The organism is Pelagovum pacificum (assembly GCF_016134045.1).
Lineage (GTDB): Bacteria > Pseudomonadota > Alphaproteobacteria > Rhodobacterales > Rhodobacteraceae > Oceanicola > Oceanicola pacificus_A.
Window position 1 is genome coordinate 3,373,021 of the sequence record NZ_CP065915.1, and the last position, 14,266, is coordinate 3,387,286.

Sequence of the window (14,266 nt, forward strand, 5' to 3'; positions counted from 1 at the left end):
AGACCCACCCTTCGCTTTCAGTAGTCGTTCACCAGTCCGAGATCCGGAACGGCCTCGATCGTCTCGAATTCCCGGTTGATGAGGTTGCCCTCGTCATCCTTCGCGACTTCCCGGATGTAGACGTTCTGGGTGATGTGCCGCGTCTCGGGGTCGATGCTGACCGGCCCGCGGGGGCTTGTCCACTCCAGCCCTTTCACTGCCTCGATCGCCGCCGGACCGTCGGTGCCGGCCGCACGGATCATCTCGTAGATCACATGGGCCCCGTCATAGGCCTGAACCGAAGCGAAGTTCGGAACGGCATCCGGATGAAGCTCCATCAGCTTGCCGATGAATTCCTCGTTCTCCGGGCTCTCGTGTGCCGGCGAATAATGGTAGGAGGTCCGCAGGCCCAACGCCGCGTCACCAAGCGAGTCGAGCGTCGTCTCGTCCGTCTCGCCCGTGCCCAGAAACTCGATCCCCGCGCCGCGCAGGTCGTTCTCGTTGTAGGCTTTCACGAAGGCGAAGGTCGACGGCCCCGCCGGCAGGAAGGCGAATACCGCGTCCGGTGCCTCGTCCCGCACGCGCTGCATGAAGGGCGCGAAGTCCGTGGTGTCGAGCGGCATCCGGATGCTGTCGACGACCGTGCCACCCGCCGCCTCGAACGCCGCCTTGAAGCCAGTCTCGGCGTCGATGCCGGGGCCGTAATCCGTCACCGCGGTCACAACCTCGGTGATGCCCTGCTCGTGCGCCCATTCCGCCATCGGTGCCGACACTTGCCAGAGCGTGAAGGACGGCCGCACGAAGAACTCGCTTTCCTGAGTGATGATCGAGGTCGCGGCGTTGAAGATCACAGCTGGGGTTTCCGACTGGTCGATGATCTGCGCAACGGCGAGCGCGTTCGGCGTGAAGGTGAACCCGGCGAGGTACTCGACCCCCTCGCGGATGATCAACTCTTGCGCGAGCGACCGCGCCTGGTCGGGATTCACGCCACCGCTGTCACGGTAAATGAACTCGATCTCGTTGCCGTCGATCTCGGTGCCGTGGATTGCCTGGTAGGCTTCGACGGCCTCGCTGAACTGCTTGCCGTAGATGGCATAGGGCCCAGAGGTCGGGCAGATGACGCCCACCTTGATGACCTCCGCGCCCGCGGTGCCGGCCATGCCGGCGACGGCAAGCGCACTCACGGCCATGAGCCTTGTCATGATCTTCATTCCTGTCCTCCCGTTTGCGGACCGCGCACCCGCCGCAGCCGACGGCACCTGCGGCACCGCTCCTCTCCCGCCGGGCGACAGAAAGCTGCCCGTGGCGCGACATGCAGTTTGCGCTGCCCCCTTCTGCAAAGCAAGCTGGAGAGAAGCTGGCGTCGGGATCAGTAGTCGCTTACCAGCCCGAGGTCCGGAACGGCCGCGATTGTCTCGATCTCGGCGTTCACCAGTGCGCCGTCGGCGTCGCGTTCGACCACCCGAATGTAGACGTTCTGCGTCAGGTGGCGCGTCTCGGGATCGAGGCTGACCGGCCCGCGCGGGCTCTCCCAAGACAGCCCCTTCGCCGCCTTGATCGCGGCCGGACCGTCGGCGCCCGCCGCCGCGACCATCTCGTAGATGACATGCGCACCGTCGAAGGCCCCGACGGTCGCGAAGTTCGCCACCGCGTCAGCCCGCACGCCCGCCAGCGCGTCGAGGAAGGCCGCGTTCGCGTCGGACTCGTGCGTCGGGGAATAGTGAAACGCCGTGTTCAGACCAAGCGCTGCATCGCCCAGCGCGGGCAGTGTGACCTCTTCTGTCTCACCGGTGCCGAGCAGGACGATCCCCTCTTCGTGCAGCCCGTTCTCAGAGTAGGATTTCACGAAGGCATAGGTCAGCGCCCCTGCCGGCAGAAAGGTGAAAAGCGCCTGCGGCTCCGCCCCCCGCACCCGCTGCATGAAGGGCGCAAAGTCGGTCGTGTCGAGCGGCATCCGGATCTGATCGGTGATCGTGCCGCCACCCGCTTCGAACGCGGTGCGGAAGCCGGCCTCGGCGTCCAGTCCCGGCCCGTAATCCGACACTGCCGTGACGACCTCGTCATACCCTTGGGCCAGCGCCCACTCCGCCATCGGCGCCGAAACCTGCCAGAGCGTGTATCCGGTCCGCAGGAAGAACCCGGACTCCTGCGTGATGGACGACGTCGCGGCGTTGAAGATGACCGCCGGCGTCTGCGACTGCTCGATCAGCGGTGCGACGGCCAGCGCGTTCGGCGTGAAGGTGAACCCGGCGAGGTAGTCGACCTGCTCGCGGATCAGAAGTTCCTGCGCGAGGGCACGGGCCTGCTCGGCGTTCGGGCCGCCGCTGTCGCGGAACAGGAACTCGATCTCGTGTTCACCTGCCGTCGTGCCATGCATCGCCTGATAGGTCTCGATCCCGTCGCGGAACTGCTCGCCATAAGTCGCGAAGGTGCCGGAGGCCGGCATGATGACTCCCACCCGGATGGTGTCCGCATCGGCCGCAACCGCGATTCCGGCGGCCATCGCTCCGGCCGTCAGCACGTTGAATTTCATGAAGCGCCTGTCCCGTTCTGTCTTGTCCTGCCCTCTGGCGGGCATCGTCCGTTCTTCAGGCGTCCTGTCGGCCGTTCCGGCAGGTGTGCCACTGGACGCCGCGGGGACTCTGCGGTCATCTGCGGCGACAGGCAAGCAAAGGAGACCACATGGCGGAGCTCGAGAAACGGATCGCACAAGGACGCGGCGACGAGCCTGCGGACATGGTCCTGCGCGGCGGCAAAGTGTTCGACCTCGTCACCGGCGAGATGATCGAGGGCGACGTCGCGATCTGCGGCGACACGATCGTCGGCCTCGGCCACGACTATGAGGGCAAGGAGGTGGTCGACGTCACCGGCCTGACACTGGTTCCCGGTTTCATCGACACGCACCTGCATATCGAAAGCTCACTCGTCACGCCGTTCGAGTTCGACCGCTGTGTCACGCCGCGCGGCGTGACGACCGCGATCTGCGATCCGCACGAGATCGCCAATGTCGTCGGCACCGCCGGCATCCGCTACTTCCAGCAGGCGTCCGAACATACGCTGATGGACATCCGCGTGCAGCTGTCCTCCTGCGTGCCGTCGTCGCACATGGAAACCGCGGGGGCGGAGATCCTCGCCGCTGACCTCGAATCGTTGATGAACCATCCCTCCGGCATCGGGCTGGCCGAGTTCATGAACTATCCCGGCGTCATCCACCGCGACCCGCAGGCGATGGACAAGCTCCGCCTCTTCGAAGGCGGCCACGTTGACGGGCACTGCCCGTTGCTGAGCGGCAAGGACCTCAACGCCTATTCCGCCGCTGGCATCCGGACAGAGCACGAGGCAACCTCGGCCGAAGAGGCGAAGGAGAAGCTTCAGCGCGGCATGCGCGTCCTGATCCGCGAAGGCTCCGTCTCCAAAGACATGCACGCGCTGCGGCCCCTGCTGACGGAGCGGACCTCCCCTTACATGTGTCTCTGCACGGACGACCGGAACCCGCTCGACATCGATGAGCACGGCCACCTCGACTACATGATCCGCGAGATGATCCGCCTCGGCACGCCGCCGCTCGCCGCCTACCGCGCGGCGTCGCTGTCCGGCGCCGAGGCATTCGGTCTCAAGGACCGCGGGTTGATCGCACCCGGACTACGCGCCGACATCGTCGCCATCGACAGCCTCGAGGGATGCAACGCGCAACTCGTCCTCTGCGCCGGCGTGACCGTGGGGCCCGATGCCTTCGCCGCCCGCGGCTCTGTCGAGCCGGTCGGCCGCCAGTCCGTTCACGCGCCGAAGGTCACGCCCGAAAGCTTCCGCGCCACCCGCAACCGCGAGGAGGTCGACGTCATCGGCATCCGCGAGGGGCAGATCCTCACCGATCACCTGACCAAGACGATCGCCATCATCGACGGTGACCAGCGCCCGGACCCGTCCCGCGACCTGATCCGGATTGCTGTCGTGGAACGGCACGGCAAGAACGGCAACATCGCCACCGGCTTCGTGAAGGGGTTCGGGATGCAGGCCGGAGCCATCGCCGGAACCGTCTGTCACGATCACCACAATATTGCCTGCGTCGGTGTCGACTACGACGACATGGCGCTCGCCACCGGGCGCCTGTCCGAGATCGAGGGCGGGTTCGTCGTCGCATCGGGCGGCGAGATTCTCGCCGAGCTCGCGCTGCCCGTCGCCGGTCTCATGTCCCTGAAGCCGTTCGAAGAGGTGCGCGACCGACTCGTCGCCCTGCGCGACGCGGCCAAATCGCTGGGCGTGACGCTCGAAGAGCCGTTCCTGCAGCTCGCCTTCCTCGCCCTGCCGGTGATCCCCGCGCTGAAGATCACCGATCGCGGCCTCGTCGACGTCACGAAGTTCGAGATCATCCCGTAGGGTGTGCCCCGAAGGGGGCGCACCATTACGTGCCAAACGGTGCGCACCCGACGTAGGGTGCGCGCTCGATGCGCACCCGCCGTCTATACCGCAACGAGGGATGGCAGACCCACCCCTCCTCCGATACCCTCCCCCCATGACCGATCTGCAGCAAACCATTGACCACCTCGACCGGCTGATCGCCTGGCCGACCGTGTCCTCCGACAGTAACCTCGCGCTGATCGAAGATTGCGCGGAGCGCCTCGACGCCCTCGGCGCGCGGGTCGAGGTCCACCGCTCCGCAGACGGGACCAAGGCGAACCTCTGGGCGACCTTCGGCCCGGACATCGACGGCGGAGTGGTGCTGTCCGGCCATAGCGACGTTGTGCCGGTCACCGACCAGGATTGGACGTCCGACCCATTCCGGCTCGCCGAGCGGGACGGGCTTCTCTACGGGCGCGGCACCTGCGACATGAAGGGCTTCATTGCCGCTTGCATGGCCATGGCACCGGTCCTTGCCGAACGTGCCACGGCCCGCCCCGTTCATTTTGCCTTCACCCATGACGAGGAAGTCGGCTGCCTCGGCGGTGCGGAGCTGGTGCACATCCTGCGCGAACGCGGCGTGACCCCCGGCGTGGCCATCATCGGCGAGCCGACCTCGATGCGGGTGATCGAAGGCCACAAGGGCTGCTGCGAGTACCGCACGAGCTTCACCGGTTTGGAGGGGCACGGCTCCCGCCCCGAACTGGGCGTGAACGCGGTCGATTACGCCGTACGTTACGCCGCCCGGCTCCACGCGATCAGCCACGAGCTGACGACCCGCGCGCCCGAAGGCTCCCGGTTCGAGCCGCCCTGGACGACGATCAACGTCGGCAAGCTGGTCGGCGGCCATGCGCACAACGTCATCCCCGGCAAGGCGCTGATCGACTGGGATCTGCGCCCCGTCGTCTGGGACGACGCGGAGTTCGTGAAGTCGGAGATGGCGGACTACGTCGCCCACACCTTGCTACCGGCGATGCAGGCGGTTCATCCCGGCGCGGGGATTTCCGTCGAGACGGTCGGTGAAGTGCCGGGCCTCGAGCCGATGGACCAGAACGAAGCGCGCGACCTCGTGTCCGAACTGACGGGCGCAAACGGCACCGACCTCGTCGCCTTCGGGACCGAGGCCGGCCTGTTCCAGTCTCTGGGCACATCGGCAGTGGTCTGCGGTCCCGGCTCGATCGAACAGGCGCATAAACCCGACGAATTCATCGCTCCAGATCAGCTGCAGGAGTGTCTGACCTTCCTCGACCGGCTGTCCGTGACGCTGTCGACCCCGCCGGGTCAGGCCGCCGACGCATAGCGACCGGGCGGCAGCCCGGCATGGCGCGAGAAGGCGACGCTGAAAGCCCGCGCCGATCCGTAGCCGACACGTCGGGCGATCTCCTCAACGCCGTGCCGGCGGTCGCCCAGCATGTGACGCGCGAGCGTCTTGCGCCAGTTCAGCAGGTATTCCATCGGCGGCAGCCCCACGACCTCGCTGTTGCGGGTGAAGAAGACCTACTGCGACATGCCCGCCTCGCGCGAAGTCGGCCACGTTCTTCTCGGGCGCAGAATGCATCGCGCGGAGCGGCAGGCTCCCTCGACCAGCTTCAGCTCGAGCGCGATGTCGCGGATACAGTCGGAAACCCAAATGCCGGACGCCTACAGCCAGCAGATGGAGCAGGTCGCAGCAGACGCGACCGGTCCGCTCACGCAGTCCCCCGACGTGGCCGAAGCCATCTATCGCGCGGCGACCGACCCGGCAGCTCCAATGAAGCTGCCGGCCGGCCGGCGCGGATGCCCGCGCTTGGGCGGCGAACGCCACCTGACGGCGGCGCGATCGCAGCCCAAGGCGCCTTGCCTTACTCCACGGTGTCGAGCGTCTCGCGGAACTTGCCGACGATCAGGTCGATGTCGGATTTCTCGGAGATGAACATCGGCGCGAAGATGCCGTTCTCGCCGGTGAATTTCACGTGGCAGCCGTTCCAGAACAGGTCGGACTGCATCTTCACGCCGCGCACACCCGGCACTTCGCCGGGGAACAGCTCCACCGCGCCCATCATCCCGATGGAGCGGATGTCCTTCACCAGCGCGTGGTCGGCCAGCGAATGCAGCGCCTCCTGGAAGTAGGGGGCGAGTTCGGCGGCGCGGTCCATCAGCCCTTCCTCGCGATAGATCGACAGCGCGGCGAGGCCGGCGGCGCAGGCACCGGGATGGCCGGAGTAAGTGTAGCCGTGGAACAGCTCGATCCCGCCCATCACCTGCTTGTCGGTCACTGTCTCGTAGATGTCGTCGCGCACGGCGACGGCGCCCATCGGCATGGACCCGTTGGTGATCGCCTTCGCCATCGTGATGATGTCGGGCACCACTTCGAAGGCATCCGCAGCGAAGGTGCCACCGACGCGACCGAAACCGGTGATGACCTCATCGAACACCAGCAGAAGACCGTGCTGATCGCAGATCTCGCGCAGCCGCTTCAGGTAGCCGACCGGCGGCGGCAGGCAGCCGGCGGACCCGCCGACCGGTTCGACGAAGACGGCAGCGATCGTCTCGGCCCCGTAATTGTCGATGATCCGCTGCAGATCCTCGGCCCGGTCGAGGCCACTGACCCGCTGACCCGGCACCTTCAGCTCCATCTCCGTCAGCGTGTGGCGCATGTGGACGATGCCCGGCATCGTCACCGGGAAGGCGCGGCGGTTGTTCACGAGGCCGGACAGCGACACGCCGCCGATGTTCACGCCGTGGTAGGCCTTCTCACGGCTCACGAAGTGGCGGCGGTTCTCGCCGCGCGCGGTGTGGTAGGCCATGACGATCTTCATCGCCGTGTCGATGCTCTCCGACCCGGAGTTGGTGAAGAAAACGTGGTTCAGCCCCTCGGGCGTGATCCGGGCGACCTCTTCCGCCAGCGCGAAGGCCAGCGGATGGTTCGTCGAGAACGGCGAGACGAAGGTCAGTTCGCTCATCGCCTTGTGGACCGCTTCGACGATCTTCGGGTGGCAATGGCCGGCGGGCGAGCAGAACAGGCCCGACGAGCCGTCGATGACCTTCCCACCCTTGTGGTCGGTCATCCAGACGCCTTCGGCCTGCACGACCAGCCGCGGGTCCTTCTTGAAACCCCGATTGTCGGTGAAGGGGATCCAATATTCCTCGAGCGAGTTGGTCTTGGCGTCGAGAGCCATGATAAGCGGCCTTTCGATAGGGGGTGAGTCGCCGGATGCTAGATCCGGCGCGACGCCGACGCCATACCCCGACCCGTCAAAACACGGCGGAACGGGCTCCGAACGAAGTGCCGGGCACCGCGGGCGAAAATGTCGCGGCCTCCCCTTTCGTTCGGTTTCGAAAGACGCATAGTGTGCGCCACAAGAGGAGAACTCATGCCATCCCATTCAGCGACATTCGCGGACCTGCGGGACGCGAGTGTATTCATCACCGGCGGCGGCTCGGGGATCGGTGCTGCCCTGACCGAAGGTTTCCTGCGCCAAGGCGCGAAAGTCGCCTTCATCGGCCGGTCCGACTACTCGGACTTCTGCGACAAGATGGAGCAGAAGACCGGCGTGCGCCCTCTCTTCGTGAAGGGCGACGTGACCGACACGGCGCGTCTGCGCGCCGCGATCGATGAGGCGGAGGCCGCGCACGGACCGCTCGACGTGCTCGTCAACAACGCGGCGAACGACCAGCGAACCGACCCGATGGAAGTCTCGGTCGAGGACTGGGACAGCATGATGGCGATCAACTTCCGCCATTACTTCTTCGCCTGCCAGCGGGCGGCGGAAAGCATGAAGGGCCGCGGTGGCAGCATCGTCAACTTCTCTTCCATCGCCCACGTGATGGGCGTGGACGAATTGAACGTGTACGGCCCCGCGAACGCCGGGATCGAGGGCATGACCCGTACCCTCTCCCGCAACTGGGGCAAGGACGGCATCCGTGTGAACTCGCTGCTGCCCGGCATGGTGCTGACCGAGGCACAGCTGGAGAAGTGGATCTCCGAAGAGGACCGCAAGAAGCACCTCGAGGGGCAGGCGCTGAAGCGCAGCCTCTACCCGGAGGACATCGTCGGGCCCGTCCTGTTCCTCGCCTCAGACGCGAGCGGCGCGATCACCGGGCAGGGGCTCATCGTCGACGGAGGATACGTCTGAACTCATGAGCAACCGTTGGATCGCCTGCGACTGGGGCACGTCCTCGTTGCGTGTCTGGGCCATGGATGGCGCGGAAGTGCTGGACAGCGCCCAATCCGGGCGCGGTATGGGCACGCTCACCCCCGGCGAGTTTCCCGAGGCACTGGCCGAGCTGCTGACGCCCGACTGGCACGGACCGGTCATCGCCTGTGGCATGGTCGGGGCGCGACAGGGCTGGGTCGAGGCGCCCTACGCCTCCGTTCCCTGCTCCGCTCTGCCGGAGGGGCTGACCCGTGCGCCGGGGGACCGGGACGTCTACATCATCCCCGGCGTCAGCCAGGATTCCCCCGCCGACGTGATGCGCGGCGAGGAGACGCAGGTTGCCGGCTTCCTCGCGTTGAATCCCGGTTGGGACGGCATCCTGTGCCTGCCGGGCACGCATACGAAGTGGGTGCATGTCAGTGCCGGCGAGATCGTCAGCTTCAAGACCGTGATGTCGGGCGAAGTCTTCGCCCTCCTCACCAAGCAATCCGTTCTGCGGCACTCGATGAAGGACGACTGGGACGACGAGACTTTCGCCGCCGCGGTTGCCGACACCCTGTCGCGCCCGGAACGCCTGATCTCCGACCTTTTCGCACTGCGTGCCGGTGACCTGCTGCACAATCAGCCCCATGCCCGGTCCCGCCTGTCAGGCTTGCTGATCGGGGCGGAGCTCGCCGCCACGCGCGCCTACTGGCTCGGTCAGCAGGTCGCCGTCATCGGCGCCGATGCGCTGTCGCGCGCTTACGTCGCCGCGCTTGGCGCGCAGGGCGCGCCCGCGACGCAGGCCAAGGGCGATGCCGTCACTCTCGCCGGGCTGACCGCAGCCTGGCGCCGCTGGAAGGACCCCAAATGACCCGCAACATTATCGCCATCCTCCGGGGCATCACCCCGGACGAGGCCGTTCCCGCAGCCGAAGCCCTGATCGCGGCCGGCATCACCAAGATCGAGGTGCCGCTGAACTCGCCCGATCCGCTCGACAGCATCGCCGCGATGGCCGGTGCCTGCGGCGACCGGGCGCTGATCGGCGCCGGCACCGTGCTGTCGCCGGAAGAGGTCGGGCGCATCGGCAAGGCCGGCGGCCGGCTGATCGTTTCGCCGAACTGCGATCCACGCGTCATCGTCGCCACCAAGGCCGAGGGCATGGAAAGCTGGCCCGGCGTGATGACCCCGACGGAGTGCTTCGCAGCGCTGAAGGCCGGCGCGGACGGTCTGAAGATCTTCCCCGGTTCGCTGCTCGGCCCCGACGGGCTGAAGGCGATCCGCGCCGTCCTGCCGCCTGGCACCCAGGTCTACGCCGTTGGTGGCGCAGGCCCCGACAACTTCCGCACCTGGATCGATGCCAGCGCCGACGGCTTCGGCATCGGCTCCGCGCTCTACAAACCCGGCATGAGCACCGACGACATCGCAACCCGCGCCGCTTCCATCGTGGCCGCCTACGACGAGGCCGTATCATGAATATCTACGACGAAACCTGCTGCACTCTCGGTGAAGGCCCGCTCTGGCATCCCGAGCGGAAAGAGCTCTTCTGGTTCGACATCCTGTCCAAGCGCCTGCACGTGAAGGGCCGGAGCTGGGACTTCCCGCACTATGTCTCCGCCGCGGGCTGGGCCGCCGATGACAAGCTGCTCGTCGCGTCCGCCGTGGGGCTGCACCTGTTCGACATCGAGAACGGCAATATCGACGATGTCGCGCCGATGGAGGCCGACAACCCGGTCACGCGCTCCAACGACGGGCGTGCCGACCCTTACGGCGGCTTCTGGATCGGCACGATGGGCATCAAGGCCGAGCACAAGGCCGGCGCCTACTACCGCTACTACAAGGGCGAGCTGCGCGAGCTCTTCCCGAACATCTCCATCCCGAACGCGACCTGCTTCTCGCCGGACGGCTCGACCGCCTATTTCGGCGACACGCCGGAGAAGAAGGTCTGGAAAGTCGCGCTCGACAGCGACGGCTGGCCGAAAGGCGACCCCGAGGTGCTGGTCGACATGGACGGCACGCCGCACAAGCCGGACGGAGCCGTCTGCGACAGCGCCGGCAACCTCTGGATCGCGGAATGGGGGTCGCATCGCGTGGCCGTCCACGGCGCCGATGGCACCTACCTCACCGCGATTGGTCTGCCGCCGCTCCAAACCTCCTGCCCCGCTTTCGGCGGCGCGGAGATGTCGACGCTGTTCGTCACTTCGGCGGCCGAGGGCCTGGACGACCCGCTCAACCCGCACCATGGCCGGACCTTCATGGTCGAGACCACGACGACCGGTCAGGCCGAACATCAGGTGATCCTCTGACATGGCTGATTTCGGAACGACCAGCGACGGCAGGGCTGTCGAAACCATCACCATCTCCGCCGGCGAGCTGACCGCGACTTTCATCACGCTCGGCGCGATCCTGAAGTCCGTGCGGCTTGACGGGGTGGACTACGACCTCACCATCGGATCGGACGATTTGTCCGATTACGACGGCGGCAAGATGTTCTATTTCGGCGCCGTCGTCGCACCGGTCGCGAACCGCTTTGCCGGCGCCAAGGCAAAACTCGACGGCGAGACGCTCGAGTTCGAGGCAAACCAGGCCGGCCTTCATCACCTTCATTCGGGCAGCGTCGGGACCTGGGCCAAGGTCTGGTCCGTCGCGGAGCAGTCCGAAAACCGCGTGAAGTTCGCGCTCGACCTGCCGGCCGGCGAGGGGAACTACCCCGGCAACCGCAAGGTGTCCGCCACCTTCAGCGTCGAAGCGCCCTCCACCCTGCGGATGGAGATCGAGGCCTCGACCGACGCGCCGACTTTCTTCAACGCGACGAACCACAGTTACTGGAACCTCGACGGCACCGGCGACTGGACGGGTCATTCGATGTGGATCGCGGCGGATCGCTACATGGAAGTCGATGAGAATGCCGCACCGACCGGCGCGGTGATCCCGGTCGAGGGAACGGACTTCGACTTCCGCGTCGAGAAGCCGGTGCGCCGGAACGAGCCGGACCTCGATCACAACTTCTGCCTGTCGGATGCACGGGTCGAGATGCGAGACGTGCTGCGGCTTCGCGGTCTGTCCGGGGTGACGATGACCATCGCCACGACGGAGCCCGGCATGCAGGTCTACGATGGCCGGGCCGGAACGCGGGCGAACGAGGGCGTCTACCAGGGGATCGCACTGGAGCCGCAGGGCTGGCCGGACGCACCGAACCACGATGGCTTCCCCTCGATCCGGCTGACGCCGGCGGAGACCTATCGCGCGATCAGCGAGTGGCGTTTCGAGAAGGGTTGATCGGGCTGCTCACTTAAGTGTTGCGGTGCGGGATTGATGCGCAGGTTCGATGTGCTGCCCGTCACCGCGTGCTGCCCCCTCACCCTGCCCTCTCCCCCGAGGGGAGCGGGTTCTGTTGCGCGAGGGAGCCGCTGGCGTGCGTGGGGTGCGCGCTCGATGCGCACCCTTCAGCTGTCATACGTTCAGGCACCACCGCAGGATCGCCTTCTGGGCATGCAGGCGGTTCTCGGCCTCGTCGAAGATGACCGAGTGCGGGCCATCCATCACCTCGGACGTCGCCTCGTCGTTCCGGTGTGCGGGCAGGCAGTGCATGAACAGCGCGTCGGGCTTCGCCTTCGCCATCAGCTCGGCATTTACCTGGTAGCCGCGCAGCTGGTTGTGGCGCCGCTCCTTCGCGGACTGCGGATCGTGCATCGACACCCAAGTGTCCGTCACGACGAGGTCCGCCCCCTCCACCGCCTTGTTCGGGTCGCGCTCGATCGTGACATTGGCGCCCTTGGCGCGGGCCTCTTCGATGAAGGCGCTTTCGGGGTCGAGCGGCTCCGGCCCGGTGAAGGTCAGATCGAAGCCGAACTGACCGGCCGCGTGAGCGAAGGAGTTGAAGACGTTGTTGCCGTCGCCGGACCAGACGACCTTCTTGCCGGCGATCGGGCCGCGGTGTTCCTCGAAGGTCATGATGTCGGTCATGATCTGGCAGGGGTGGCTGCGGTTCGTCAGGCCGTTGATGACCGGCACGTCGGCATATTCCGCCATGTCGAGCAGCGTCTGCTCCTCGAACGTCCGGATCATGATGAGGTCGACGTAGCGGCTGAGGACGCGGGCGGTATCGGCGATCGTCTCGCCATGGCCAAGCTGCATCTCGCTACCCGAGAGGACCATCGTCTGCCCGCCCATCTGGCGCACGCCGACGTCGAAGGAGACTCGCGTCCGGGTCGAGGGCTTTTCGAAGATTAGGGCGACCATCTGGCCGGCGAGCGGCTGATCATCATCCTGCGCGCCCTTGGGACGACCATTGCGCGCGTCCTTCATGGCGCGTGCATGGTCGATGATGCCCCGGAGTTCGTCCTGGTCCGTCTTGTTGATGTCGAGGAAATGTTTCATCTGTCTGTCCCTTGGTCCGGGTCGGACCGGGGGTTTTGCACCCCCGGACCCCCGCAGAATATTTGAAGCCCGAAGACGATCAGGCGTGCTTCGCTTCCACGCGGCTCGCAGCGCGATCCAGGCGGGCGACAGCCTCCTCGATCTCTTCATCGGTGATGATGAGGGGCGGCAGCAAGCGCACGACATTGTCGGCGGCCCCCACGGTGATCGTCTCTTCCTCGTACGCTGCGGCGACCACGTCGGTGTTCGGTGCCTTGCACTTCAGACCGATCATCAGACCGGTGCCGCGCACGCTTTCGAAGACGTCCGGGTGCGATGCGACGAGACCCTCCAGCTTCTGTCGCAGCAGGCCGGCCTTGCGGTTCACCTCGGCGAGGAAGGCGGGGTCGGAGACGATCTCCATCACCTTTGCACCGATCGCGCAGCCGAGCGGGTTGCCCCCGTAGGTCGAGCCGTGGGTGCCGGCGGTCATGCCCGACGCCGCTTCTTCTGTCGCCGCGACTGCGCCGAGCGGGAAACCCCCGCCGATGCCCTTGGCGATCATCATGATGTCGGGCGTCACACCGGCCCATTCGTGGGCGAACAGCCGGCCAGTCCGGCCGACGCCGCACTGCACCTCGTCGAGGATCAACAGCACGCCGGCGTCGTCACAAAGCGCGCGCAGCGCCTTGAGCTGGTCGTCGGGCATCGGGCGGATACCGCCCTCGCCCTGCACCGTCTCGACCATGACCGCCGCGACGTCGGCGTCCTTGACGGCGTCCGACAGGTCCGTGCCCCAGGGATAGGAGGTGAAGCCCGGCAGCAGCGGACCGAAGCCCTTGGTCATTTTCTCGGACCCCGCCGCGGCGATGGCGGCTGAGGAGCGGCCGTGGAACGCACCTTCGAACGTCAGGATGCGGGTCCGGTCGGGCTGGCCCTTTTCGTACCAGTACTTGCGCGCCATCTTCACGGCGAGTTCGCAGGCTTCCGTCCCCGAATTGGTGAAGAACACCGTGTCGGCGAAGGTGTTCTCGACGATCAGGTCGGCCAGCTTCTGTTGCTGGGGGATCTGGAACAGGTTCGACAGGTGCCAGACCTTGCTGCCCTGCTCGGTCAGGACTTTCACCAGTTCCGGGTGCGCGTGGCCGAGCGCGTTCACCGCGATGCCTGCGCCGAGGTCGAGGAAGCGTCGCCCGTCGGTCGTCTCCAGCCAGCTGCCTTCACCCTTCTCGAACGTGAGCGGGGCGCGGTTATAGGTCGGGAGGATCGACGGGATCATGACAATTGTCCTCTGGATAGGAGCCGAAGTGGTGCCGCACGGTGTGCGGGCTGTCAACTTGGGGAAGGACGCGCGCGAAGACACGACCGGCGCAATTCAGCGTCGGCGTCGGGTCGCAATATGGTGGCGCAGCGTC

Annotated in this window: 13 protein-coding genes; 7 read left to right on the forward strand and 6 right to left on the reverse strand. The window is 66.5% G+C overall.

The window, feature by feature from the left end:
* Positions 1-17: 17 nt before the first annotated feature.
* Together I8N54_RS16520 and I8N54_RS16525 are read right to left on the reverse strand one after the other, a co-directional pair.
* The gene (locus I8N54_RS16520; RefSeq protein WP_197097641.1) at positions 18-1,190 is read right to left on the reverse strand and encodes an ABC transporter substrate-binding protein; all 1,173 of its coding nucleotides are present in this window, start codon (positions 1,188-1,190) and stop codon (positions 18-20) included.
* Between the two features lie 158 nt (positions 1,191-1,348).
* The gene (locus I8N54_RS16525) at positions 1,349-2,512 is read right to left on the reverse strand and encodes an ABC transporter substrate-binding protein (protein ID WP_140196460.1); all 1,164 of its coding nucleotides are present in this window, start codon (positions 2,510-2,512) and stop codon (positions 1,349-1,351) included.
* Between the two features lie 149 nt (positions 2,513-2,661).
* Here I8N54_RS16525 and ade point away from each other — a divergent pair, with 149 nt between their 5' ends.
* Both ade and argE read left to right on the forward strand, forming a co-directional pair.
* The gene (gene ade, locus I8N54_RS16530) at positions 2,662-4,356 is read left to right on the forward strand and encodes an adenine deaminase (RefSeq protein WP_140196462.1); all 1,695 of its coding nucleotides are present in this window, start codon (positions 2,662-2,664) and stop codon (positions 4,354-4,356) included.
* Between the two features lie 136 nt (positions 4,357-4,492).
* Positions 4,493-5,677: an acetylornithine deacetylase gene (gene argE, locus I8N54_RS16535; protein ID WP_140196464.1), complete on the forward strand. Its 1,185-nt coding sequence runs from the start codon at positions 4,493-4,495 to the stop codon at positions 5,675-5,677.
* Here argE and I8N54_RS16540 read toward each other — a convergent pair.
* Together I8N54_RS16540 and I8N54_RS16545 are read right to left on the reverse strand one after the other, a co-directional pair.
* Positions 5,659-5,832, reverse strand: a complete 174-nt coding sequence (locus I8N54_RS16540; protein WP_197097642.1) for a helix-turn-helix domain-containing protein — start codon at positions 5,830-5,832, stop codon at positions 5,659-5,661. The two genes, argE and I8N54_RS16540, sit on opposite strands and share 19 nt — an antisense overlap.
* Before the next feature lie 386 nt (positions 5,833-6,218).
* A complete protein-coding gene (locus tag I8N54_RS16545) occupies positions 6,219-7,535 on the reverse strand; it encodes an aminotransferase class III-fold pyridoxal phosphate-dependent enzyme (RefSeq protein ID WP_140196466.1) in 1,317 nt (438 codons plus the stop codon).
* A 195-nt stretch (positions 7,536-7,730) separates the two neighbouring features.
* Here I8N54_RS16545 and I8N54_RS16550 point away from each other — a divergent pair, with 195 nt between their 5' ends.
* Genes I8N54_RS16550 through I8N54_RS16570 form a run of 5 tightly spaced genes read left to right on the forward strand, consistent with a single transcriptional unit; the run spans position 7,731 to position 11,771 of the window.
* Positions 7,731-8,492 carry an SDR family NAD(P)-dependent oxidoreductase gene (locus I8N54_RS16550; protein WP_140196468.1) on the forward strand — a complete coding sequence of 254 codons (762 nt, stop codon included), beginning with the start codon at positions 7,731-7,733 and terminating at the stop codon, positions 8,490-8,492.
* A gap of 4 nt (positions 8,493-8,496) precedes the next feature.
* Positions 8,497-9,366, forward strand: coding sequence for a 2-dehydro-3-deoxygalactonokinase (locus tag I8N54_RS16555; protein ID WP_140196470.1), 870 nt, complete (start codon positions 8,497-8,499; stop codon positions 9,364-9,366).
* Positions 9,363-9,968, forward strand: a complete 606-nt coding sequence (locus I8N54_RS16560; RefSeq protein ID WP_140196472.1) for a 2-dehydro-3-deoxy-6-phosphogalactonate aldolase — start codon at positions 9,363-9,365, stop codon at positions 9,966-9,968. The genes I8N54_RS16555 and I8N54_RS16560 overlap by 4 nt, the downstream gene beginning before the upstream one ends.
* A complete protein-coding gene (locus tag I8N54_RS16565; protein ID WP_140196474.1) occupies positions 9,965-10,798 on the forward strand; it encodes an SMP-30/gluconolactonase/LRE family protein in 834 nt (277 codons plus the stop codon). The genes I8N54_RS16560 and I8N54_RS16565 overlap by 4 nt, the downstream gene beginning before the upstream one ends.
* Position 10,799: 1 nt before the next feature.
* The gene (locus I8N54_RS16570) at positions 10,800-11,771 is read left to right on the forward strand and encodes an aldose epimerase family protein (RefSeq protein ID WP_140196476.1); all 972 of its coding nucleotides are present in this window, start codon (positions 10,800-10,802) and stop codon (positions 11,769-11,771) included.
* A 174-nt stretch (positions 11,772-11,945) separates the two neighbouring features.
* Here I8N54_RS16570 and argF read toward each other — a convergent pair whose 3' ends face one another.
* A complete protein-coding gene (gene argF, locus I8N54_RS16575) occupies positions 11,946-12,872 on the reverse strand; it encodes an ornithine carbamoyltransferase (protein ID WP_140196478.1) in 927 nt (308 codons plus the stop codon).
* Between the two features lie 79 nt (positions 12,873-12,951).
* Positions 12,952-14,130 carry an aspartate aminotransferase family protein gene (locus I8N54_RS16580; RefSeq protein ID WP_140196480.1) on the reverse strand — a complete coding sequence of 393 codons (1,179 nt, stop codon included), beginning with the start codon at positions 14,128-14,130 and terminating at the stop codon, positions 12,952-12,954.
* Positions 14,131-14,266 lie beyond the last annotated feature (136 nt).